Origin of the sequence: Caulobacter flavus (assembly GCF_003722335.1) — a bacterium.
Classification (GTDB): domain Bacteria; phylum Pseudomonadota; class Alphaproteobacteria; order Caulobacterales; family Caulobacteraceae; genus Caulobacter; species Caulobacter flavus.
Genome location: NZ_CP026100.1, coordinates 3,912,334 through 3,937,173, shown reverse-complemented (window position 1 = coordinate 3,937,173; position 24,840 = coordinate 3,912,334). Strand labels below are relative to the sequence as shown.

The 24,840-nt window shown below is 70.6% G+C and carries 12 protein-coding genes; all 12 read left to right on the top strand.

The features are described from left to right. The first annotated feature begins 30 nt into the window (after positions 1-30). Positions 31-1,545 carry an alkaline phosphatase D family protein gene (locus C1707_RS17990; RefSeq protein WP_101713046.1) on the top strand — a complete coding sequence of 505 codons (1,515 nt, stop codon included), beginning with the start codon at positions 31-33 and terminating at the stop codon, positions 1,543-1,545. A gap of 116 nt (positions 1,546-1,661) precedes the next feature. Continuing rightward, positions 1,662-2,294 carry an STN domain-containing protein gene (locus C1707_RS17985; protein WP_101713045.1) on the top strand — a complete coding sequence of 211 codons (633 nt, stop codon included), beginning with the start codon at positions 1,662-1,664 and terminating at the stop codon, positions 2,292-2,294. Between the two features lie 69 nt (positions 2,295-2,363). After that, positions 2,364-2,990 carry an energy transducer TonB family protein gene (locus tag C1707_RS17980; protein WP_101713044.1) on the top strand — a complete coding sequence of 209 codons (627 nt, stop codon included), beginning with the start codon at positions 2,364-2,366 and terminating at the stop codon, positions 2,988-2,990. Positions 2,991-3,008: 18 nt separating this feature from the next. Then, entirely contained in the window at positions 3,009-3,554 is a 546-nt protein-coding gene (locus C1707_RS17975; RefSeq protein ID WP_101713043.1) for an RNA polymerase sigma factor, read from the top strand. 41 nt (positions 3,555-3,595) lie between these two features. Beyond that, the gene (locus C1707_RS17970; RefSeq protein ID WP_164467385.1) at positions 3,596-4,534 is read left to right on the top strand and encodes a FecR family protein; all 939 of its coding nucleotides are present in this window, start codon (positions 3,596-3,598) and stop codon (positions 4,532-4,534) included. Between the two features lie 138 nt (positions 4,535-4,672). Beyond that, positions 4,673-6,271, top strand: a complete 1,599-nt coding sequence (locus C1707_RS17965) for a ShlB/FhaC/HecB family hemolysin secretion/activation protein (protein ID WP_101713041.1) — start codon at positions 4,673-4,675, stop codon at positions 6,269-6,271. Next, positions 6,271-8,007 carry a DUF2341 domain-containing protein gene (locus tag C1707_RS17960; RefSeq protein WP_101713040.1) on the top strand — a complete coding sequence of 579 codons (1,737 nt, stop codon included), beginning with the start codon at positions 6,271-6,273 and terminating at the stop codon, positions 8,005-8,007. The genes C1707_RS17965 and C1707_RS17960 overlap by 1 nt, the downstream gene beginning before the upstream one ends. A gap of 14 nt (positions 8,008-8,021) precedes the next feature. Then, the gene (locus C1707_RS17955) at positions 8,022-8,435 is read left to right on the top strand and encodes an ExbD/TolR family protein (RefSeq protein ID WP_101713039.1); all 414 of its coding nucleotides are present in this window, start codon (positions 8,022-8,024) and stop codon (positions 8,433-8,435) included. Next, complete coding sequence (locus C1707_RS17950) at positions 8,435-9,133, top strand: TonB-dependent receptor (protein WP_101713038.1); 699 nt, start codon at positions 8,435-8,437, stop codon at positions 9,131-9,133. The genes C1707_RS17955 and C1707_RS17950 overlap by 1 nt, the downstream gene beginning before the upstream one ends. Before the next feature lie 53 nt (positions 9,134-9,186). Continuing rightward, positions 9,187-10,926 carry a putative porin gene (locus C1707_RS17945; protein ID WP_240633735.1) on the top strand — a complete coding sequence of 580 codons (1,740 nt, stop codon included), beginning with the start codon at positions 9,187-9,189 and terminating at the stop codon, positions 10,924-10,926. Positions 10,927-10,929: 3 nt separating this feature from the next. Next, the gene (locus C1707_RS17940) at positions 10,930-11,376 is read left to right on the top strand and encodes a hypothetical protein (RefSeq protein WP_101713037.1); all 447 of its coding nucleotides are present in this window, start codon (positions 10,930-10,932) and stop codon (positions 11,374-11,376) included. A gap of 109 nt (positions 11,377-11,485) precedes the next feature. Next, positions 11,486-24,823 (top strand): filamentous haemagglutinin family protein, encoded by a 13,338-nt coding sequence (locus tag C1707_RS17935; RefSeq protein WP_123170773.1) that lies wholly within the window; start codon positions 11,486-11,488, stop codon positions 24,821-24,823. Positions 24,824-24,840 lie beyond the last annotated feature (17 nt).

The following is a 24,840-nucleotide window of genomic DNA, read 5'->3' as shown; positions in this document are numbered from 1 at the left end:
GTCGCCTTCGCACCGCTGACGGGATCCGACATGTCCTTGCTTTCGCGCCGCGCCGTGATGGTCGCCTCGACCGGCCTCTTCCTGGCCCGTGCGACGGCGACGCAGGGGTTGGAGATCCGTCGCGCCGCGCCCGCCCAGCCCTTCGCCCTGGGCGTGGCCAGCGGCGACCCGTGGACCGACGGCTTCGTGCTGTGGACCCGTCTGAGCGCCGGCGGCGCGCCGCTCGACGCCCCGGCCGTACCGGTGGCGTACGAGGTCGCCGAGGACGAGGCCTTCCGCCGCATCGTGCGGCGCGGCCGGCGCGCGGCGAGCCCCGCCCTGGGCCATGCCGTGCATGTGGAGGTCCGGGGCCTTCGTCCTGGACGCACCTACTGGTATCGTTTCCACGCGCTGGGGGCCGTCAGCCCCGTGGGCCGCACCGCGACGGCGCCGGAACGCGCCGCGCGGGCCAAGATCGCGGTCAGCAGCTGCCAGCACTTCGAGCTCGGCTGGTTCGCCGCCTATCGCGACATGGTCGCCGCCCAGCCGGACCTGATCGTGCAGCTGGGCGACTACATCTACGAGAACAGCTACGCCCAGTTTCCAAAGGTCCGTCGCTTCGATGGGCCGGAGCCCGTGGATCTGGAGGGCTATCGTCGCCGGCACGCGATCTACAAGTCCGACGCCGACCTGCGCGAGGCCCATCGCCTGGCGCCGTGGATCGTCACCTGGGACGACCACGAGGTCGAGAACGACTATGCCGACCTGGCCAATCTGAAGGGGCAGGATCCGACCGTCTTCGCGCGACGCCGCGCCGCCGCCTACCAGGCCTATTTCGAACACCTGCCGGTGCGGCCCAGCCTGTGGGCCCGGCCGGACGGACCCCGGCTCTATCGTCACCTGGCGTGGGGCGATCTGGTGAGCCTGCCCGTGCTGGACGGTCGCCAGTATCGCTCTGCCCAGGCCTGCAACCCGCCGGGCCAGAGCGGCAATCGCCCGCGTCGCGACTGCCCGGCGCTGACCGCTCCCGACCGCACGATGCTGGGCGCGGCGCAGGAGGCCTGGCTGGACGGGACGCTGGCGTCCGAGCGCCGACTCTGGACCCTCCTGGCCCAGCAGACGGTGGTCGCGCCGATCGAGACGCCGCAGGGCGTTATGTCCGATCAGTGGGACGGCTATGCCGCCGCCCGCGAGCGCCTGATGCGGGGGCTCACGCGGCCCTCGGTGCGCAACGCCGTCGTGCTGAGCGGCGACATCCACGCCTTCATGGTCAACGACCTGCGAAGCGGCGGGCCCTCGACGTCGCCCGTGGCGACTGAACTGGTGACGACCTGCCTCGCCGCCAGCCATGCCCCCGAGGCGCGCTACGGCGGGGTCCGGGAGCGCAACGCCGATGTCCGCTTCGCCGATATCCGGCGCTCGGGCTACACGCTGATCGAGGCGACGGCCGCACGGCTGGACGTCGACCTGCGCGCGGTCGCCGACCAGAGCGATCCAGGGGGCGTCGCGCAAGGCCTGGCGAGGTTCGTGATCGAGGACCAGCGCCCGGGCGCGCAGGCCGGCTAGGAAGCCGCCCACGCCGGGAAGATGCCGCCGGGGCGCGACAGCCGGCCGGGTTCGAGCTAGGAGAGGCTGCGGCAAGGGCAGGGACTTCGGCGGTGCGTGGACGTCGACTGAGCGGAATGATCGGCGCCTTGAGCGCCTGCGTGGTCGTCACGTCCGTCCAGGCGGCCGAAGCAGCGTCGCGACGCTTCGACATCGCGGCCCAGCCTTTGGACCAGGCGCTGAGCGCGTTCTCGGCCGCAACCGGCCTGCCCATGCTCTACGACAGCGGTCTGGCGGCGGGAAAGCGGTCGTCGGCGGTGGCGGGCGAGATGCGGCCGCGCGAGGCCCTTGTGCTGCTGCTGGCCGGCTCCGGGCTCAGCGCGCGCTTCACCCAGGGCGGGGCGGTAGTGGTCTACGCCAACTCCGGCTCGACGGTCACGCTCAATCCGATCACCGCGGTGGCCGCGCCGGTGATCGGCGGCGTGCGCGACGACCCGGCCGCGCGCAGCTATGCCGACGTCGTGCGTCGCCGGATCGTCGAGGGACTACGGGGGGAAAAGATCCTCGCCAGCGGCGACTACATGCTGTCCGCACGTGTCTGGGTGGCCGAGGGCGGCCAGACGCAACGCGTCGAAATCATTACGGGTTCTGGCCAGGTCGAGCGGGACCAGGTGTTCCTCGCCACCGCCGGGGCGATGCTGTTTCCCGCTCCGCCGCCGAACCTGCCGCAACCGATGCGGATGGAATTCCAGGTCCGTCAGCAGCGCTGACCGTCACCGTTCTGTCGCTTGCGCGCCTTAGTTGAGGCGCCTGTTGAGTAACAGGTGGTCTGAGTTTCCATGGGGCGGAACTGGCTTCTCGGTACGGCCGCATCGGCGCTGCTGCATGGCGGCGTGGCCGCGGCGTTCCTCGTCACCCTGAACGCGCGTCCCGGCCAACTGGTCGAGCACGGCGACGTCGGCACGATCTCGGTCGAGCTGGTCGACGCGCCGCCGCAGAAGGGCGCGGCCCAGACGACGGCGACGGCCCAGCCGCTAGCGGCTCCCAGCGTGACCGACCTGGCCAAGACCCTGACGCCCGAGGCGGTGGGGCCGTACTCCGCCGCCGACGCCCCGCCGACCGGCGCCGCATCGTCGATGCAGGCGGCCGCCGCGGCTGACCCTGGCGCGCTGTCCAGCTACTACCGCGAACTCGAGAACCATCTGGCCCGCTTCCACCGCTATCCCGCCACCGGCGCGGGCGCGAGGCCCAACGGCATGGTCAGGGTCGCCCTGATCGTTCAGCGCGATGGCCGCGTGCTGGACGCCTGGATCGAAACCAGCTCCGGCGTCGTCATGCTCGACAACGCCGCCATGAAGACGCTGCGCGCGGCCGAGCCGCTGCCGGTGCTGCCAGCCACCCTGCCAGGCTCCATCGACCTGGTGGTGCCGCTGCGCTACGCGGCCGCCGCCCGCGCAGCCGGCTGATCGGCGTCTGGACACGGCATGGTCACCGACGCGGCGCTGCGCCTGAGAGGGCATCTGGTCGAAAAGTACGAGACGCTGCTGGCCGGCGTCAGCGCGCGGCTGGGCTCGCGTGAGCAGGCCCGCGACGCGCTGCAGGACGCCTACGTCAAGCTGTCCAGCGGCGGGCCGGCCGAGGAAGTGCGCCACCCGACGGCCTATCTCTATCGCATGGCGCTGAACATCGCCGCCAACGCCCGGCGGCGCGACCGGCGGCTGCTGACCTTCGACGAGGTCTCGGCCCTGCTGGAGGTGCCCGACGAGACCCCCGATCCCGAGACGATCGCCGAGGCCCGCTCGGACCTGGCCCGGGTCAGGGAGGCGATGGCCGGCATGTCGGCCAGGCGCCTGGCGATCTGCACCGCCGCCTGGCTGGACGGACGCTCGACCACCGAGATCGCCGCGCGCCAGGGGATCGCGCAACGCACCGTGCAACACGAGCTGAAGCTGGCGACAGAAGAGCTGCAGCGAATTTTGAACCAGCCCAAGGTCGTATTCTTGCGCCAACCCGGTCCTGAAGCGTCATGATCCGTAGTGAGGGATTCCAGAAGGGCTGGCGGGAGCGGGATGTGAGCGACGACGTCGCTGGTCAGGCCCAGGCATGGGTGAGTTTGCTGCTGTCGGGACAGGCGACGCAGGCGGACGGCCGCGCGCTGTCGGCCTGGCGCGGGGCGGACGAACGCCACGAGGCCGCCTTCCGCGACGCCGCCCGGCTGCACGGCCTGGCCCGTCAGGCCGCAGGTGAACTGCGGGCGCGGGAGACGACGGCGCTGGCCCGGCCCGAGCCGGTCGCGCAAAGCCGCCGTCGCTTCCTGGTCGGCGGGGCGCTCGCCGCCTCGGTCGCCGGGGGCGCCGTCCTGCTCGGCCGCGCGGCCATGGCGCCCGCCGGCCGCGCCGCGGACTTCGAAACCGCCAAGGGCGAAACCCGCATGGTCCAGCTGGCCCCGGGCGTCTCAGCCGAACTTAACACCCTGACGCGGATCGCCCGGCGCGAAGACGTCGGGCCTAGGGCCTTCGAACTGCTGGCCGGCGAGGCTCTGGTCTCGATCGACCACGACGCCGCGGTGTCGATCTTCGCCGGCGACGGCGAGACGACGACCAGCCGCGCGCGCCTGTCGATGCGCTGCCTGGACGGCGAGGTGAGGGTGTCGTGCCTGGAGGGTGCGGCCCGCGTCCGCTCGGCCGGCCGGATCGTCGACCTGCCCGGGCGCTACAGCGTCACCTACGACCAGGCCAGCCTGGCGGCCCCGGCGCCGATCGATCCGATCGCGGAAGGCGCCTGGCGTCGCGGCATACTGGTGTTCCGCGACGAGCGGCTGGGCGACGTGATCGAGGAGATCAACCGCTACCGCGAGGGCCGGATCGTCATCGCCAGCGCCAGCCTGCGCGAGCGGCGGGTCAACGGCACCTTCCAGACCAACCGCATCGACCAGGTCGTGGACCAGCTGCGGCTGGCCTATGGCGTCAGCGCCACCGCGCTGCCCGGAGGCGTCGTCCTGGTCGCCTGAGGGGGCCTTGGCCCCTCCGGAAGTGTCGCGAAATCTTCACGCGATTTCTTTGCGCCTGTACCCGGCGCGCGTGTCTCTCCCCCGACACCAAGTTCGAGGCGCTGACGGCTTCCTGACGGAAGCGTCATCGGGGGATAGATGCTGGATCAAAAAGCAAGACGCCTTGCCGGAGGCGTAACGGCGGCGCACGTCGCGGCCGCCGCTCTGGCCGTCGCGGGCCATGCCGCGGCGCAGGAAACGCCTCCCGAGGCGGCGCAGGCGCCGGCGCGCTTCGAGGTGCGGGCCTTCCAGGTCAAGGGCAACACCGTCCTCGACGCCGACACGGTCGAACGCGCCGTCTATCCCTTCATGGGCCCGGGCCGCACCGCCGACGACATCGAGGCGGCGCGCGCGGCCCTCCAGAAGGTCTACGAGGATCGCGGCTACATCGCCGTGGCGGTCTACATCCCCGAGCAGTCGGTCGAGACCGGGATCCTCCAGCTGGAGGTGCTAGAGCAGAAGATCGGCCAGGTGATCGTTACCGGGGCCAAGAAGCCCGAAACGGTGCGCGCCCAGGCGCCGTCGCTGGCCGAGGGGCTGACGCCAAGCCTGCCGGCGTTCCAGCGCGACGTCGTGGCGATGAACCAGAACCCGACCCGCAAGGTCACGCCCGAGCTTAAGGCCGGCGCCGCGCCGGGCACGCTGGACGTCGCCCTGACGGTCGAGGAGACCTCGGCCTGGCACGGCTCACTGGAGCTCAACAACTACTACAGCGCCTCTACCAGCAAGCTGCGCTCGGCGCTGTCTCTGCGTCACGACAATCTCTGGGGCCGGGGCGACAGCCTCGCCCTATCGGCCCAGACCGCGCCCGACCGCACCGAGGACGGCACCGTCTTCTCGGCGAACTACATGGCGCGCCTGCGCACCGGCACGCAGCTGCTGGCCTCGGCCATGCACTCCGACAGCGACATCGCCGTCATCGGCGGCACCAATGTGATCGGCAAGGGCGACGTGGTCGGCCTGCGGCTGATCCAGGCGCTGGGCGGCAAGGACGGCTTCTACCACTCGCTGACCGCGGGCTTCGACTGGAAGCACTTCAAGGAAGACGTGATCCTCGGCTCGGATCGCGCCGCCGCCCCGATCGAGTACTTCCCGGTGATGGCCGCCTGGCGCGGCGACTGGATGGGCGACGACCGCCGGGCCGACGCGACCTTGACCGGCGTGTTCGGCGTGCGCGGCCTGGGCGACGACCGCGATGCGTTCGACGCCAAGCGCTACAACGCCCGGCCCAGCTTCTTCGTGGTCAAGTTCGACGGCTCCTACGAGCGGGAGCTGCCCAAGGACTTCATCGCCTCCGGCCGGCTTGCCGTCCAGTGGACCGACCGTCCGCTGATCGCCAACGAGCAGTTCTCGCTCGGCGGGGTCAACTCGGTCCGCGTCTACCGCGAGAGCGAGGCGATGGGCGACTACGGCCTGGCGTTCCAGCTGGAGCTGCGCTCGCCCAAGCTGCTGACAGACTGGTCGGCCGTCGACGAACTGCGCATCCACGGCTTCGTCGACGCCGGCTACGCCTGGATCCACGACCGCCTGCCTGGCCAGAACGACAACCAGGGCCTCAGCAGCATCGGCGTCGGCGTCAACGCCCGCCTCTTCAAGCACCTCAACGGGACGGTCGATGTCGGCACGCCCCTGATCTCCATGCCGGGCCGCCGTGTCGGCCCGTTCACCACAAGCTTCCGCATCTGGGGGGAATTCTGATGACTATGCGTACGCGCTTTAGGAAGTGCGTCGTCGGCGGCGTGATGGCCGTCCTGGCGACGACCGCGGCGGCGACCCCGGCCCTGGCCTGGTGGCAGCCGGAGTACTCGTACCGCACCCGGATCAATCTCAACACGGCCGCCGCCGGCGTGACCGGCGAGGTGGCCCGCGCCCCGGTTCTGGTGCGCCTGCACTCGGGCAATTTCAACTTCGCCGACGCCAAGCCCGATGGCTCGGACCTGCGCTTCGTGGCCGGCGACGACCGCACGCCGCTGAAGTTCCACCTCGAGCGCTGGGACGTGCAGGAGCAGCAGGCGCTGCTCTGGGTCGACGTCCAGAACCTGCAGCCGGGCCAGCCCGCGACGGTCTACGCCTACTACGGCAACGACAAGGCCGCCGCCGGCCAGGACCGCGCCGGCACCTACGCGCCGGAATACAAGCTGGTCTGGCACTTCGACAACGCCGGCGCTCCGACCGACGCCACCGGCAACGAACTGAGCGGACAGGGCGGCGAGGCCCGCAACGCCGGCGGCCTGATCGGCTCCAGCCTGGTGCTGGACGGCGCCGCGCCGGTGCAGGCGCCGGCCCAGGCCTTCGGCGGCGGTCCGCTGTCGGTCAGCTTCTGGGTCAAGCCGTCGGCCGACGGCCAGCTGTTCTCGCTGCCCGGCGCGGTGACGCTGGTCAGCCAGGACGGCAAGCTGTTCGTCGAGGCGGGCGGCGCCCGCTCGGCCGGCGCGGCGCTGCCGACCGGGACCTGGGCGCACGTCGCCCTGGTCAACGACGGCCAGGTCTCGCGCCTCTATGTCGGCGGCCAGCCGGCGGGTGAAGTCTCCGGCGCCCTGGGCGCGGCCTCGGGTCCGGCGCTGCTGGGCCAGGGCTTCGCCGGCGAGATCGACGAGTTCCGCGTCGCCGGCGCGGCGCTGCCGCAGTCGGCGTTCCAGCTGGCCGCGGCCAGCGAAGGGCAGGGCGCGCGCCTGGTCTCCACCGACACGGCCGAGGAAGCCAAGTCGGGCGGCGGCCACAACTACTTCGGCATCCTGTTCAAGGCCCTGACCGTCGACGCCTGGATCGTCATCGGCGTCCTGGCCGTCATGCTCGCCGTGGCCATTGGCGTGATGATCTCCAAGAGCCTGCTGCTGGGCCGGGTCAAGCGCGCCAACGAGTCCTTCCTCGACGCCTACGCCCGTGGCGCTCGCGGCGACCATGACGGCCTGCCGGCCCTCAAGCTCGGCGCCGACGTCCAGGACTCCTCGCTGGCCCGCCTCTACCTGATCGGCCGCCGCGAGCTGGAAGTACGCCTGAAGGAAAACTACGCCACGGGCTCGCGTTTCGCCGTCACCGCCCAGTCGATCGCCGCCATCCGCTCGGCCCTCGACGCCGGCCAGATCCGCGAAGGCCGCAAGCTCAACGCCAGCATGGTGCTGCTGACCATCGCCATCTCGGGCGGTCCGTTCATCGGCCTGCTCGGCACGGTCCTGGGCGTCATGATCACCTTCGCCATGGTGGCCGCCGCCGGCGAGGTGAACATCAACGCTATCGCCCCAGGCATCGCCGCCGCCCTGCTGGCCACCGTCGCGGGCCTCGCCGTCGCGATCCCCTCGCTGTTCGGGTACAATTACCTGCTGAGCCGTGTGGACGACGTCTCCACGGACAACCAGATCTTCGTCGACGAGCTGGAAAAGCGCATCGCCGAGACCTGGCAGGACGTTCCCGCCGCCGCCATCGCGGCAGAGTAGGGGAGCGCCCAGCCATGCAGATCCAGGGCAAGAGACAACCCTACAACGAGATCAACATCACCCCGCTGGTCGACCTGACCTTCGTGCTGCTGATCATCTTCATCCTGCTGACGACCGCGGCCGTGCAGGGGATCAAGGTCGACCTTCCGTCGGCCTCCTCGGCCCAGACGCTCAACGAGCCCAAGTCGCGGGTCATCGCGGTCAGCAACGACGGCACGCTGTCGATCGACGCGGTGCCGGTGTCGCTGGCCGAACTGGAGGCGGAACTGCGGTCCAGCGTCGCCACCACGCCTGACCTGGCGATCGTCCTGCGCGGCGACCGCACCGTCCAGTACGACCGGGTCATGCAGGTTCTCGACCTGTGCTCGAAGGTGGGCGTGCCGTCTCTGGGCATGGCCTCGACCCGGCCGCCCGGCGGAGGCGAGTAATGGCCTCCGCCCTGCTGAGCGATCCGGACGATCCTCACGGCCCGCGCCGCCGGTCCTCGCCGGTCGTCGGACGCGTGCTTGCGGCGGGCGGGGTGGTGCTGGTCCTGGCGGCGATGTGGATGCTGGCCACCCGCGTCACCGTCACCGACCGTCCCAACAAGGTTCGCACCACCCAGGTGATCCTGCCGCCGCCGCCACCTCCGCCGCCGCCCAAACCGGTGGTGCAGGAGAAGCCGCCCGAGCCCGTTCCGACGCCCGTTCCGATGGAGCAGCCGCAGGACACCCCGCCGCCGCCGGAGGCCAAGTCCTCCGAGCCGACGGTCGGCGACAACGCCCTGACGGCGCGCGAAGGCGCAGGTCCGGCCAACTACGGCCTGGCTCGCGGCGACGGCTCCGGCGGCCGCATCGGCGGCAAGCCGGGCGGCGGGGTCAGCTTCGCGGCCTACGGTGCGGCGACCTCCAGCTGCCTGGTCCGCCGGACCCAGGCCGACCGGGAGCTGACCCGCGGCCGCTTCGTGGCCCAGCTCAAGGTCGCCATGGCGCCCGACGGCAAGGTCAGCAGCGTCCAGGTCCTGGAGAGCACCGATCCCAAGCGCAACGCGCGCCTCGAGCAGGTCCTGACGGGCCACGCCTGCACCCCGCCGCCGGCGGGCCTGCCGGTGATGCTCATCGAAATCAGCGGCCGGTCGGGCGCCTGACGATGTCGGGTCCCCGCCACGCCGCCCCCAATCCTCCTACGGGAAACTCCTCCATGTTCGACCGCCCCGTTCGTACCGGCTTGAAGCCGATCCTTCTCGCTTGCGTGGCCGGCGTCTCGCTGCTGGCCTCGCCGGCCCTGGCCCAGAGCGTCGACTCCACCAAGCTGCTGCAGCTGATGGTCGCCAAGGGCCTGGTCAGCCAGGCCGAGGCCGACGCCCTGATCGCCGAGGCCACCGTGGCCCAGCCGGCCGCCAAGCCGGCCCTGCCGCCGGTCCCGCCCGCCGGCGTCGCCGACGGCGTCCAGACCATCGCCTACGTGCCGGCCGTGGTGCGTGACCAGATCAAGGCCGAACTGCGCGCCGAACTGGGCCAGCAGGCCCAGGCCGAAGGGTGGTCGCGTCCCGGCGAGACGCCCGAATGGACCCGCCGCCTGTCGCCGTACGGAGACCTGCGCGTGCGCGGCGAAGGCGTCTTCATGGACGATGGCAACGCCGACATCTTCGAGGACTTCGGCGCCATCAACGCCGGCGACCCGCAGAACATCAACGACAAGACCCCGGGCTATGTCGGCCCGCCCTACCTGAACACCCGCGAGAACCGCCAGCGGGCCCGCATCCGGGCGCGTCTGGGCCTGCACGCCATGATCGATGACTGGATCAGCGCAGACCTGCGCCTGGCCACCGGCAACGATACCTCGCCGATCTCGACCAACCAGACGCTGGGGAGCAGCGAAGGGTTCGGCAAGTACCAGATCTGGCTCGACCGCGCCTCGCTGCGCCTGACGCCGGTAAAGGGCCTGAACATCGACGTCGGCCGTTTCGCCAATCCGTTCTGGACCAGCGAGATCCTGTTCGACGACGACCTGAACTTCGACGGCGTCGCGGTGTCGGGACAGCAGAAGCTCGGCGACCGCTTCGCCGTGTTCGGCACGGCCGGCGCCTTCCCGATCTTCAACACCAGCCTGGACTTCGGCTCGCGCAACGCGCCGGAAGGGCAGGGCGGTCCGTACGAGAGCAAGGACAAGTACCTGCTGGCAGGCCAGCTGGGCCTGGAGTGGCAGGCGACGGAAAAGCTGCGCGTGCGCCTGGCGGCCGGCTACTTCAACTTCGACGGCGTCGGCGGCGAGGTCTCCAAGCCCTGCCAGTTCTACGAAGTGGTCTGCGACACCGATCCGACCCGCCCGCAGTTCCAGCAGTTCGGCAACACCCTGTTCCCAATCCGCAATGTCGTGGCCAACCCGCTCGACCCCATCGGCAGCCCCGAGAACCAGTACTTCGGCCTGGTCTCGGACTTCGAGGTGCTCAACGTTCGCGGCAGCGCCGAGATGGCCCTGGGCGGCGGCTCGCGCGTCCGCCTCGACGGCGAGTACATCAAGAACCTGGGCTTGAAGGAGGGTCGCATGCGCGCCCTCGCGGTCAACAACCTGGGCCCGACGCGCACGATCCCCGACCCGAACAACACCAATGGCACGCTGCTGGTCCCGGGGACGTGGGAAGGCGGTTCGGAAGGCTGGGCGACCAAGCTGACCGTCGGCAAGCTGGACCTGATCGCCCGCGGCGACTGGAACCTGCAGTTCGGCTACCGCTACCTGGAATCCGACGCAGTCGTCGACGGCTTTACCGACAGCGACTTCCACATGGGCGGGACCAACTCGAAGGGCTGGACCGCCGGCGGCGCCTACGCCTTCGGCAAGAGCACCTCGATCGGCTTCCGCTGGCTGTCGGGCGAAGAGATCGCCGACGCGCCGCTGTCGGTCGACAAGCTGTTCATCGACCTGCAGACCCGCTTCTGATCCATGGGGACGGGTTTCGCCGACATCGCGGATCACGGCTCCTCCCCCTGGCGGGGGACGGAGCGGCGCGCCCGCACGGCCGGCGGGCCCGTCCGCCTTCTTTCGCTGCTGCTCCTGACCCTGGCGACGCCCGCCACGGCCTGGGCGCGCCAGGATCGTATCGGCGGCCCGCCGCCGGCGACGGTCTGCGTCAAGGTCGACATCGCCGGCGAACGCGCGGGCGACGTCGAATGCGCCGCCGCCCAGCTGCAGGAAGCCGCTCGCCTGGCCCAGAGCCAGGCCCGAGGTCCGCTGGACGTCTCCGTGGTCGGCGCGAGGTCGCCCGACATCCGGACCGGCGTCGCCAGCCAGACCGCGACGCGCCAGCGGCTGGGCTCCAGCTTCGGCGTCTCGGTCCATCCGCAGCGGCCCAGCCGGCCGCCGCTCCCAACACGTCCGGGTCAGCCATGACCCGACCCGCCCTTCGCTCTTTCCAGGTCGTCGGCGCGCCGCGCCCGTCCTGGCCTTTCCATTGCCAGGCGAGCCCGACGAGCCTCGCCTCTCCTCCGGAGACCGTCCGATGATCCGTCTCGACTCGCCCACGTTGCGCCGCCGCCTGCTGGTCGGGGCTTCGCTCGGCTCCATGATGCTGGCCGGCGTCGCCGAGGCCCAGAACGGCCGTGCGTTCGGCGGTCGCGGCGCGGGGGTCAATCCCTCGGCCGTAGCATCCCAGAGCGCCCAGACCGAAGCGACCCGCGCCGCCCAGAACGCCAGCGCCAGTCAGCGGGCCATCGCCTCGTTCGCCCGCGCGGCCGCCACCCGCGACGCCGCCGCCGCCGCCCAGGCCGCCGCCCGCGCGGCCGCCGCGGCCGCCCAGAGCAACGTGCCCAACGGCCTTGGCCAGGGCGGCCTGCAGGTCGCCAACGGCGTCTCCCTCGACCCGAACCTGTGGATCGGCGCCAAAGGGCCGACCCAGGCGACCGGCTCCGACGGCCGCACCGTCGTCACCATCGGCCAGACCGAGCAGAAGGCGATCCTGACCTGGGACAGCTTCAACGTCGGCCGCGAGACCGACCTTGTCTTCTCCCAGGGCGGCCATTCGGACTGGGTGGCGCTCAACCGCGTCACCGACGCCAGCGCCGACCCGACCAAGATCCTCGGCTCCATCAAGGCCGACGGCTCGGTCTACGTCATCAACCGCAACGGCGTGATCTTCGGCGGGACCAGCCAGGTCAACGTCCGCAACCTGATCGCCTCGACCGCCAACATCTCCAACATCCAGTTCCTGGAGCGCGGCATCGACGGCGGCGTCATCCCCGGCGCAAACCCCTGGGATCCGTCGGTTCCCGTGCCGGGCTTCACCGACGCCGGCGGCGAGGTGGTGGTCCAGGCGGGCGCGCGCATCACCACCAGCAAGCCGTCGACCGTGGTCGAGGGCGGCGGCTTCGTGGCGCTGCTGGGCACGCGGGTCGAGAACAGCGGCACGATCGTCACCGGTCGCGGCCAGACGATCCTGGCGGCGGGCGACAACTTCGTGCTGCGCCCGGGCTACGGCTCGAACGCCAACACCGGCTCGACCACGCGCGGCATGGAATCCGCCATCACCCTGGATACCGGCAGCCAGGCCGGCGAGGTGATCAACAGCGGCGTCATCGAGGCGGCAGAGGGCGACATCACCCTGGTCGGCCGCAAGGTGGTTCAGGACGGCGTGGCCATCGCCACCAGCACGGTCAACACACGCGGCACGATCCACCTGCTGACCGACGTCGCCGACACCAAGGCCAGCGTCACCCTGACCGGCAAGAGCCTGACGCTGATCCTGCCGGAGCTGGCCAGCACGGCCACCGCGACGAACGCCCAGCGCGACGCCATGCTGGCCGAGTCCGCGACCGCCACCATCCCGGTCCTGCTCAACAACCAGGGCGTCGGCCGGCTGACCTACATGCTGCCCGACCGCAAGGACATGTCGCGGGTCGAGATCACGACCGGCGGCACGGTCGACTTCCTGGGCGGCTCGCAGACGATCGCCCAGGGCGGCCAGATCGCCGTCGTCGGCCTCAAGCGCGTGACCGTCGCCGACGGCGCCGAGCTCAACGTCTCGGGCGTCCGCGGCGTGGCCATGGACATGGCCTCCTACAACCTGAAGATCAATCTGCAGCCATTCGAGCTGCGGGACTCGCCGCTGAACCGCGAGGGCGACAACCTCAAGAACAACGACATCTGGATCGACATCCGCGACCTCGTCCTGCTGCCCGACGGCACGGGCGGCCACAAGGGCGACCGCTGGTATACGCAAGGCGGCCTGATCGAGGTCGGCGGCCACCTGGGCAACACCGCCCACACCATCGGCGAATGGGCCGCGGTCGGCGGCACGATCAACGTCCGCAGCGAGGAGATCGTCGCCGGCAAGAGCGCCGTGTTCGACATCTCGGGCGGCTCGCTCGACTACGCCGCCGGCTGGATCCAGTCGACCCGCATGCTCGGCTCGGACGGCAAGCTCTACGACCTGGGCCAGGCCCCGGCCGGGGTGAAGCTGATCGCCGTGGGCGACGCCACCGTCGTCAAGCACGACCGCTGGGGCGAGGCCTTCCAGGAGGTCTATTCGCACCCGCTGTTCAACTCGGCCCGCAGCGTACGCTGGGAGGAGGGATACACCGTCGGCCGGGACGCCGGCGTGCTCACCCTGTCGGCCCCGACGGTGCTGTTCGACAGCCAGATCGTCGCCGACGTGGTGGTCGGCGACCGCCAGGTGAACGCGCGTCCGACCACCCCGCCAGTGATCAAGGACGGGATGCTGAACGGCGCCTTCCCCGACCGGCTTGACGGCTATGACCTGCCCCAGAACGTCGCGCCGCTGGCCGGCGGCTTCTACGTCGGCAACCGCATCTGGCAGCAGTACCTGACCACCCGGACGCCGGAAGTCCCGTTCTCCAACGTCGTCACGATCGGCGAGGGCGGCGGCTCCGCCGGCGTGCAGTCGGGCGCGGCGCTGGCGCCGGAGCTCAAGAACACCGTCGCGCTGTCGGCCGAGAGCCTCAGCAACGCTGGCCTCGGCGCGCTGCGCGTCAACGGCGGCGAGATCAAGATCGCCGGCGACCTCACCGTGGCCAATGGCGGCGAGATCGCCATGCAGGCGACAAAGATCTCGGTCGAGGGCGACATCACGGCCCGCAGCGGCTCGATCTCGCTGGCGGCCGCGCCGCCGTGCTCCACCGGCTGCGACACGATCACCGACCTGGTGGTGTCGGAGGGCGTGACCCTCGACGCCCGCGGCCTCTGGGTGAACGTCAAGGAAGGCGGCGACGCCCGCGACCTGGCCCATCTCGACGGCGGCCAGGTGATGCTGGAAAGCCGCCAGGGCCGCCTGGACTTCCAGAAGGGCGCGCTGATCGACGTCTCGGCCGGCGGCGCGATCCTGGAGGACGGCGCGACCGTCGGCGCCAAGGGCGGCGATGTCGGCCTGGCCGTCGGATCGTTCCCGCGCGCCAACGCCAACGAGATGATCCTCGACGGCGTGATCAAGGCCTACGGCTCGGGCGACAAGGGCGGCGGCACGCTGACCATCTCGGCCGGGGGGCGGGCGATCACCATCGGCGACAAGATCCTGGGCGGCGGCGACGAACTGGCGGCGGGGGAGGCGGCTCCGATCGACCTTCAGCTTCTGGAAGACCTGGTGCTGAAGGCCGGCGACAACCTGCCGTTCGACTACGCCTACACCGTCAGCAAGATCGCCGCCGGCGACGTTCTGCCCACGGACGTCAGCGCCTTTTTCGAAGCGCTCACGCTGCCGGTCGACTGGGTCGTGCCGGACGGCTTCGAAGTCTACGACATCGACTACAACGTCTATTACGGCGGCGAGACCCTGCCTGCCGGGAAAGAGCTGGTTTACGGCTACGGCATGCTTGCCAAGGGAAGCGTCGTCGACGGGGTCATCTGGCCCAACGGCCTCGATATCCCGCCGATGGCCTTCACCTACAAGAAGGGCGACATTCTCTCGGCCGACCTCACGCTGAACGCGGGTCGCACGATCGCGGCCGGTACGGTTCTGCCGACCGAGGTGAAGGTGGCCAAGCCGCTGCACCTGGACAAGTCGCTGTTCCAGACGGGCTTCGGAAAGTACGAGATCACCGCCGGCGGCGACATGGTGGTCAGCGGCGCGCTCGACGTCGCGACACCGGTCCGCCGCTTCACGGCGGCCAGCGCCTCGGCGCTCAGCGGGGTCGATCCGGCGGCGGCCATGGAGCTGTGGCTGCCCGACCAGTTCCAGGAGAACCCGACCGAGGGCCGGTTCGTCCAGCGGCAGGGCGCCAGCCTTTCCCTGCGCGCCTATGGCTGGGGCGAGCGCAACTGGGTGACCGGCTACGGCAACACGGTCACCGATCCGTTGTCGCTCGGCAGCTTCACGCTGACGCAGGGCTCCTCGATCCGCGTCGACGATGGCCAGGCGGTCAGCATCGTCTCGGGCGACGCGATCCGCATCGACGGCAAGATCGAGGCGCGGGGCGGCAAGGTGACCCTGGCGGCCGGTCCGGCCGAGAACGTCCGGCTCGACAACCCGCCATCCTACATCGTCTACGACGCCACGCGCTCGCTCTGGCTGGGCGAGGACAGCGTCATCGACGTCTCCGGCCGCGCGATCGGCGCGGTCGACGCGCAAGGCCTGCGCTACGCCCGCGTCACCAAAGGCGGCGACATCTCGATCGGCGGGGCGCTGTCGACCTACGTGGTCATGCGTCCCGGCGCGCTGCTGGACGCCTCGGGCGCGACGGCCGAGATCGACTATCGCAACTCGGCCCTGGACGGCGCGAGCAAGTCGTCCCTGACCCTGGCCAGCGACGGCGGCTCGATCAGCTTCGCCTCGCAGTACGGCGTCTTCCTGGACGGCGACATGCGCGCCCGCGCCGGGGGCGCCGGCGCGTCTGGCGGCACGCTGTCGATCACGCTGAACACGCCCTACTACCAGCAACTGGGCAATCAGAACGGGCGCGACCTGCCCGACTTCATCCGTCGCCTGCGCACCATCACCGTGGGCGAGACCGGCGGCAGCGGTCTGGCGGCCGACATCCGGTTCGGCGATTGCGTCACCGGCTGCTGGACCCCGGGCCAGAACGCCGACGAAGCCTACGCCGCCAACGAAGGCCTGCCCGACCTGGTCGGCCAGGCCCGCATCGGCGTCGACCAGATCAAGGCAGGCGGCTTCGGCAGCCTCTCCCTCGTCACCGACGACCTCGTCCTGCTGAACGGCGCGGTGAACCTGACCCTGGCGCGCAACCTGAGCATCAATGCCGGGGCGATCGGCCTGGCCAACCCGGACGCCGACGCCAGCCTGAGCGCGGCCTACGTCAAGCTGGCCGGCGGCGGCGCGCTGCGGGGCAACAACCTGGTGAAGTGGGAGAACGGCTACGGCGCGGTCTCGCGCGTTCCGCTGATCGGCGAGGCTACGCTGAAGATCACTGGCGGCCTGATCGACGTCGGCGGGATGCAGTTCGGCGTCAGCGGCTCCGTCGGCCTCTCGGGCGGCCGTCAGCTGGAGTACGACTACGCCGCGCCGGCGCTGCTCGACATCGTCAGCCGTTCGGACATCCGCATGACCGGCGGCGAGGCCTATACGATGGGCGACCTGTCGCTCACCGCGGCGCAGGTCTATCCGGTCACGGGGGCCGTCGCCGGGTTGTTCGCCGGCGTCTACACCTACCGCATGCCGGGCAATACGACCCTCAATCGGACGATCATTCCCGGCAGCACGATCAGCTTCCACAAGCTCGACGGTGTGACGCCCGCCGCGCCGCTGTCGCTGTACGGCTCGCTGAAGGTCGGCGCCGACATCATCAACCAGGGCGGCGTGCTTCGCGCGCCGCTGGGCCACATCATGCTCGGCCTGGGCACGAACGAATTCGTGCCCGGCTTCGACCAGCTCAAGCCTGGCCAGCAAAGCTGGAACGTCAGCATCAACACCAGCGAGGTCAATCTGCTGCCGGGCAGCCTGACCTCGGCCAGCGCCAAGGATCTGGTCGTGCCCTACGGGGGCACGCTGGACGGTCTGACCTGGCTGCTGAACGGAACCGAGCTGAAGGGGACCCTGGTCCACCAGGGCGTGACGGTGATCGGTTCGCTGCGGGCCGACGCCGGTTCGGTGCTCGACCTGTCGGGCGGCGGCACGCCGTCGGGCGCCGGCTTCATCACCGGTCGCGGCGGTTCGGTCGACATCCTCCAGACCGCTCTGGCCAATGTCAGCCCCGCCTTCGCCGGCCTCAGCAACGCCGACAACAAGGTCTACGCGATCGTGCCGGGCTACGCCGGCTCGGCCGCGCCGAGCGCGATCGACGGCCATGCCCAGCCGGGGATCGGCCAGCAGATCGTCATCCCCGAAGGCGTCAAGGGCCTGGCGGCCGGCATCTACACCCTGCTGCCGGCCGAGTACGCCCTGATGAAGGGGGCCTTCCGGGTCGAGCTGGGCTCGAACACCCCGGCCGGCGCCAACGCCGTCACCGTGCTGCCCGACGGCTCGACGCACCTGGGCGTCACCCGCTCGGTCGCCTTCACCGACGCCCGTAGCCCCCTGAAGGTCGAGGCCATCCTGACCCCGGCCGACGTCGTGCGCAGCTACTCGCAGTACAACGAGACCAGCTTCGGTGAATTCCTCGTCAAGGCGCCGTCCTCGGCGCTGTTCAACAACCCGGTGGCGCTGCTGCCGCAGGACGGCAAGATCTTCATGCTGGCCCTGGTCCCGCCGAAGGAAGGCAGCGACCGGGCGGCCTTCTCGTTCAAGGGGACGGGCCTGTTCGACGCCGCCGAGGGCGGGGTGGGCGGCGCCCTGTCGGTGAACGGCGGCAACTACTACGCCACCGGCGACTACACCCTCGAGGTGCTGGCCGACGGCCAGAAGGCCACGGACGGCATGATCTCGATCCGTGCCTCCGATCTAAACGCGGTAGGCGCCCGGATCATGACCCTCGGCGGCGTGGCCTATCGCGAGATCACCCAGCAGGGCTCGAACATCAAGATCATCGCCGGCGGCGGTCACTACAACAACAACTACAGCCCCAACGGCTTCGACGCGATCGTCGTCCGTGAAGGCGCGGTGCTGTCGGGTCCGCAGGTGCTGCTGATCACCGATCGCAACGCCGACATCACCATCGAGGCGGGCGCCCAGATCAACACCCTGGGCAAGGGCAAGCCCGGCTTCGACTCGACGATGGGCTACACCCTGCTGGCCAACAACGTGAACCTGCTGGCGCTGGGCAACGGCGTCATGGAGTTCACCTCGACCCTGGCGACAGGGGGCAGCATCGGCGTCATCCGCGTCGAGGACGGCGCCTCGCTGTACTCGGACGGCACGCTGAGCTTCGTCACCCAGGCCGGCGTGCAACTGGGCGAGAACGTCAACTACGGCGCTCGCTATCTCGGCTTCTCGTCGGCCTATGTGAACATCGGCGACACCGCCGCCTTGGCCCAGGCCGGCGCCGACGGCGTCCTGCCCTCGGGCATCGCGCTGAACCAGGCCGTGCTCGACCGCCTAATGCGCGGCGACCAGAGCAAGGGCGCGCCGAAGCTAGAGCGGCTGATCCTGTCGGCCAACCAGTCGGTGAACTTCTACGGCTCGATCAGCCTGGACACCCGCGACGCGGCGACCGGCAAGTCGGCCCTGCAACTGGTGCTCAACACCCCGGCGCTGTACGGCCGCGGCGGCGCCGACGACGTGGCGCAGATCACCACCGGCACGCTGGTGTGGAACGGCGTCCTGGGCGCCAGCGCCGCGGACCAGTGGACCAGCACGGTGATCACCGGCCAGCCGGGCGCTCCGATCGCCGGCGGCGCCGGCTCGGGCCTTGGCAAGCTGAACCTCGTCGCCGAGCGGATCGTGCTGGGTTACCAGGACGGCGTGGCCATCAGCGCCGAGCCGCCCCTGAACCGCCTGGCCTTGGGTTTCAGCAGCGTCAACCTGACGGCGTCGCAGAAGATCGAGGCCAACCACGTCGGCGAGCTGGCCGCATACCAGTCGCAGGCCGAGTACGGTAAGCCGGGGCAGGGGGGCGTGCTGAACATCACCACGCCCCTGCTGACCGGCCTGGCCGCCTCGAAGATGCACTACAAGGCCGGCGAGGCCATCGTGCTGGCCGCCCCGGCCGGCGCGAGCGCGCCCGCCGCCAGCGCCCCGCAGCTGGGCGCCGAGGTCAGGATGACGGCCGGCCGGATCACGGCCGACACCGCTATCGCCCTGCCCAGCGGCCGCCTCGTGCTGACCGCGACCGACGGCGACATCGTCCTGGGCGACAAGGCCAGGATCGACATGTCTGGCAAGGCTGCCGACTTCTTCGACGAGACCCGCTACGGCTGGGGTGGCGACGTCGATCTGGCGAGCGCCCACGGCGACGTGCGGATGGCGGCCGGCTCGACCATCGACCTCAGCGCCGACTACAACCACGCCGGCTCGCTGAAGGTCACCGCGCTGGAAGGGGCCGTGACCCTCGACGGCAAGATCGACGGCGAGGCCCGCAACGGCGGCAAGCCCTCAGACGGTTCGCTGCGCAACGGCTCGATCGACATCCGCGCCGACGTCATCAGCGACTTCGTCCGCCTGAACGAGCGCCTCAACGAGACCAAGGTCACCGACGGCCGCAGCTTCGTCGTCAAGTCCGGCGACCTGGTGATCGGCGACGAGGTCAAGGCCCGCCAGGTGACGATCGTCGCCGACGGCGGCGACCTGACCGTGGTCGGCACGATCGACGCCAGCGGCCACCGCCCGGGCTCGATCCGCCTGTCGGCCCGCGACGACCTGACGATCGCCTCGACGGGCAAGCTGGACGCCAGCGCCGACAAGATGGTCGTCGACAGCTACGGCGCGCCGGTCGATGCGTCGAACCGCGGCGCCATCGAGCTGACCTCGGCCGGCGGGACCCTGACCCTGGCCTCAGGCGCGACGCTGGACCTGTCGTCGCCCGACGGCGTGGCCCGCGGCCGCGTCGAACTGAACGCCCCGCGCCTGGGTGGCGCCGACATCGCCATCCAGGCGTCCGGCGACCTGACGATCCGCGGAGTCGACAGCCTGTCGGTCAACGGCTTCCGCAAGTACGAGGTCGCCGACGGCGTCATCGACCAGGACCTGCTCGACGACGTTCACGGCGACAGCAAGGCCTTCATCGACGCGGCGATCGCCAACCAGGCGCTTCTGGAGCGCATGGCCGGCCTGCGCGCCTACAAGGACGCCTTCCACCTGCGTCCCGGCGTCGAACTGGCCAGCGCCCCCGGCGGTAGCCTGACGGTATCGGGCGACCTGAACCTGGCCGGCCACCGCTACGCCAGCCTCAACGCCGGCAGCCAGCAGACCGACGTCTACGGCTCGGGCGAGGCGGGGGTCCTGCTGATCCGCGCCGCCGACGACCTGGACATCCACGGCAGCATCACCGACGGCTTCGCCGAGCCGGCCCGCACGCCCGACGACAACGGCTGGGTGCTGTACGGCAGCGCCGAGAACGGCGGCGTCATGGCCTGGCCGGCCGACCACCAGCTGTCGGCGCCGGTGCGCCTGGCGCAGGGAACCTCGTTCGACAAGGGCGTCACCCTTACCTTCGACGCCCCGGTCGACGCCTTCCGCGTCAACTCCAACACCCTGATCGGGGCCGGTTCGAACCTGTCGATCGCGGCCACCCTGCCGCAGGACTGGGTGGCGACCTCGGCCATCCGACTGCCGGACGGCACGGTCTTCGAGCAAGGGTCGATCATCAAGGCTGGCACGATCCTGCCGGCCGACACCCAGTTGGGGCAGGGCGCCATGCTGCCGATGCCCGTCACCCTCAAGGCCATGACCTGGCCCAAGGGCGTCAAGCTGCCCGGCAAGCTGACGCTGTCGGGCACCACCCAGCTGCAGGTCGGCGACGTCATCCCCCGCAACACCAACCTGATCATCAAGGGCCTGGCCGGCCTGCAGACGGAACCGGTGGTTCTTGACCAGCAGTACACGCTGATCGGCGGGGCCTCGGGTTCGGTCACCACGATCCCCGGCGGGCCGAACTCCACCGTGGTCCTCGACTTCGACATCGAGGTGCGCAACCTCACCACGGTTCGCACGGGCGTCCTGATCCCCTTCGGCTTCGTCACGACCGCGCTGACGCTGTCGCGCAACGGCCCCTGGACCATCCCGGTGGACATCTGGGCCAGCAAGGCGGCCTTCGAGGCCGGCGCCGCGCCTGTCCACCGCAAGGGCGACGTCATGAACAACGGCCAGTTCGTGCGCGCCAACGCCTACTGGGGGGCGGGCGCGGTCCTGCCAACCGCCCTGGGCTCTTCGCGGGGCATCGCGGCCACGGTCGTTCCGGCGGGCACGCCGATGAACGTCTTCACGGCCGACGTATCGTTGAACAGCAACGTCACCGTCGCCGCCGGGACGCTGATCCCGACCGGCGTGAACCTACAACTGCTCGGCGCGGGCGGCCCGACCGCCACCCGTCCGACCCAGGCCGACGGGACCCAGGGCCGCATCTGGGCCGTGGCCCCGATGCTGGCGCCGGGCTCGCAGTCCTGGTCCATGCGCCTAGTGGCGGGCGCCGACATCGCCTCGTCCGACGGCCGCGCCCTGCGAGCGGCGACCGATCTGGCCCAGGCCGGTCAGTCGGGCGACCTGACCCTGTCGGACCGCCACTACGTGAACCCGCAGGCGACCCTCGACGACGGTTTCAACACCGGCTGGCTGAACGGCCTGAAGCTGATGCAGAACTTCAGCGTCATCCGCACGGGCACGGGCTCGCTCGACCTGCTGGCGGGCGGCGACTACGCCCAGCTGTCGCTGTACGGCGTCTACACGGCCGGCACGCAGTCGGCGCAGATCGGCGGCCAGACCCCCGACGGCTATAACGTCTACAACCAGCCGCGCGCCACCCTGGCCGGCTCGGCGGGCCTGGCCAATCCCTGGATCGGCCAGAACTTCGACGACTACGCCGCCTCGATCCAGGACTACCAGGCCTGGTACCCAGAGCACGGCGGTGACCTGCTGCTGGCCGTGCAGGGCGACCTGACCGGCTACAGCACCGCGCGCGACGCCGCCTACCAGCGCGTGGGCAGCGGCAGCGTCGGCAACTGGCTGTGGCGCCAGGGCGCCTACGGCGTCAGCGAAGGCCTGGCCGCGCAGATGGGCCAGGACATCCCCTCGGCCTGGTGGATCAACTTCGGCGGCTATGTCCCGAACAACGCGAGCAGCCTGAACGACTTCTTCAACTTCAACGCCCCGCTGCTCGAAGGCTTCATGGGCATCGGCACCCTAGGCGGCGGCAACCTGACCGTCCGCGCCGGCGGCGACGCCGGCGTCCACCAGGACTGGGGGACTACGGGGGAGGGGCTCAACGACAGCACCGCCCGGACCATCGCCAGCTCGGGCCTGAACTTCGCGGTGGCCGCCACGGGCCGGGTGACCTCGGTCGTCCGCACCGACGGCATCGTCACCGCCGGCACGGTGGTGCAGACCGGCGGCGGCGACATGGACATCCGCCTGGGCGGCACGCTCAACGCCGGCGCCGGCTCGGGCATGACCCCGGATCTCGGCGGCAGCCTGACCAACCTGCGAGGCGACATCTCGCTGCTCGCCTCGGGCGTGGGCAACACGGTCTATGTCGCCGGGCGCGACAGCCTTGACCCGCGCCTGTTCGATGCGACCCGGCCGCCCTTCCAGCAATCGTTCGGCGGCGTCACGGTGATCATCGGCGACGGCGACGCGCGCCTCGACGCCCGCGGCGACCTGATCCTGGCCGCCGCCGGCGATCCGGGCTCGGTCAGGACCTCGGCCGCCGGCGTCTCGCTCGGCTATGTCGACGCCAACGGCGACTACGTGCGGCCCGACGGCCTGATCATGCGCTCGTCCTTCTCGCTGTGGAGCGACGACACCAGCATCAGCCTGTTCAGCGCCGGCGGCGACGTCACGCCGATCGTTCGCCCCGCCGAGGGCAACAGCGCCTCGGAGAACGCCGGGGTTCGCGATGGCCGCTACTGGTATCCGCCGATCCTGCGGGTCACCGCGGCGCAGGGGAACATCTTCTGGAACGCCGATGCGTGCGGCGACTACAACTGCCCCGGCTCGGTCGGGATCGCGCCTCTGGAACTTGCCCCGTCGCCACTGGGCCGGGTCGAGTTCCTGGCCGGAAGGTCCATCCTCGCCGGCGGCTATCGCGCCATCGACAGCAAGGGCTTCTTCGCCGCCGGCCAGGCGATCGCCATGTCGGGCATGTCCAATTCGCTGGACCTGCTGCCCAACCCGTTCCGTCCGGTCTGGCTGGGCGACTACGCGCGCACCGCCACGGCCAATCCGAACCCCGTGCTGCCAGTGAACGGCAACAGCACCAACCTCGGCACGCTGCTGGCCTTCCAGAAGGACAACGCCACCGGCACGCTGATCGACGGCTACAGGAAGCCGGCCCTGTTCTACGCCGCCGACGGCGACGTCAGTAACCTGGGCTACGGCTTCATCACCTTCGAGAACGGCGGCAACCAGCTTTATGTCGGGTCGGGTTCGGTCGCCGTGCGGGCCTCGCGCGACATCCTGAACCTCGGCACGGGTCCTGCCCTGGGCTGCCAGGGCCTGGCCGCCCTGGAATGCGCGGGCGAAGCCTATCTGTTCGGGGCCGCCAGCCAGACCGGCCTGGTGGTTCACAACGATAAGGCCGACATCTCGCTGATCTCGGCCGGTCGCGACATCATCTACGCCAACATGACCGTCGCGGGCCCGGGCAATCTGGTCGTCGAGGCCGGTCGCAACATCTACCAGGCCGACAAGGGCCGCCTGACCAGCGTGGGCCCGCTGTTCGACATCTCGCCTGCCACCCGCAACGGCGGCGCGTCGATCTCGATGCTGACCGGCGTGTCCGACGGGCTGAACTACGACGCCTTCGCCAAGCTCTATCTCGATCCGGCCAACCTGGCGGAGGCGGGCCGGCCCCTGGCCGATCAGCCGGGCAAGGTGGTGAAGACCTACGACAAGGAACTGATCGCCTGGCTCGACGACCGGTTCGGCTACAAGGCCGCCAACGCGACCGAGGCGCTCGGCTACTACGACGCCCTGGATCCGCTGCAGCGCCAGGTCTTCGCCCGCATCGTCTATTTCGACGAACTGAAGGCTGGCGGGCGCGAGTACAACGACGCCGTCGGACCGCGTTTCGGCAGCTACCTGCGCGGCCGCAACGCCATCGAGGCGCTGTTCCCGGCCAAGGGCGCCGACGGCCAGGCAAACGCCTATGCCGGCGACTTCACGATGTTCGGCCGCTCGGCCGTGCGCACCCTGTTCGGCGGCAACGTCGAGATGTTGGTCGCCGGTGGCCAGACGCTGGTCGGCGTCGGCGGCGTCCAGCCGCCGGCCACGGCGGGCGTACTGTCGATGGGTTCGGGCGACATCGACTTCTACTCGCTGAAGTCGGTGCTGCTGGGCCAGAGCCGGGTGTTCACCACCTTCGGCGGCGACCTGCTGATGTGGTCGGCGGAGGGCGACATCAACGCCGGCCGAGGCTCCAAGTCGACGGCCGTCTACCAGCCGCCGCGCCGGGTCTACGACCTCTACGGCAACGTCACCCTTTCGCCGCCGACCATGAACACGGGGGCCGGCATCGCCACCCTGGCGCCGATCCCGGAAATCCCGGCGGGCGACGTCGACCTGATCGCGCCGCTGGGCACGATCGACGCCGGCGAGGCGGGCATCCGGGTGTCGGGCAACGTCAACCTGGCCGCCCTGCAGGTGGTCAACGCCGCCAACATCCAGGTGAAGGGCGACGCCGTCGGCATCCCGATGGTCGCCGCCGTCAACACCGGGGCGCTGACCGCCGCTTCCTCGGCCGCCAACGCCGTGGTCGCCGAGGCCTCGCGCCTCGCCGAGCGGGCCCGCCCGCAACCGCGCGACATCCCAGCCATCATCACCGGCCGCTTCCTCGGCTTCGGCGAGTAATCGAACGATCGAAGGGC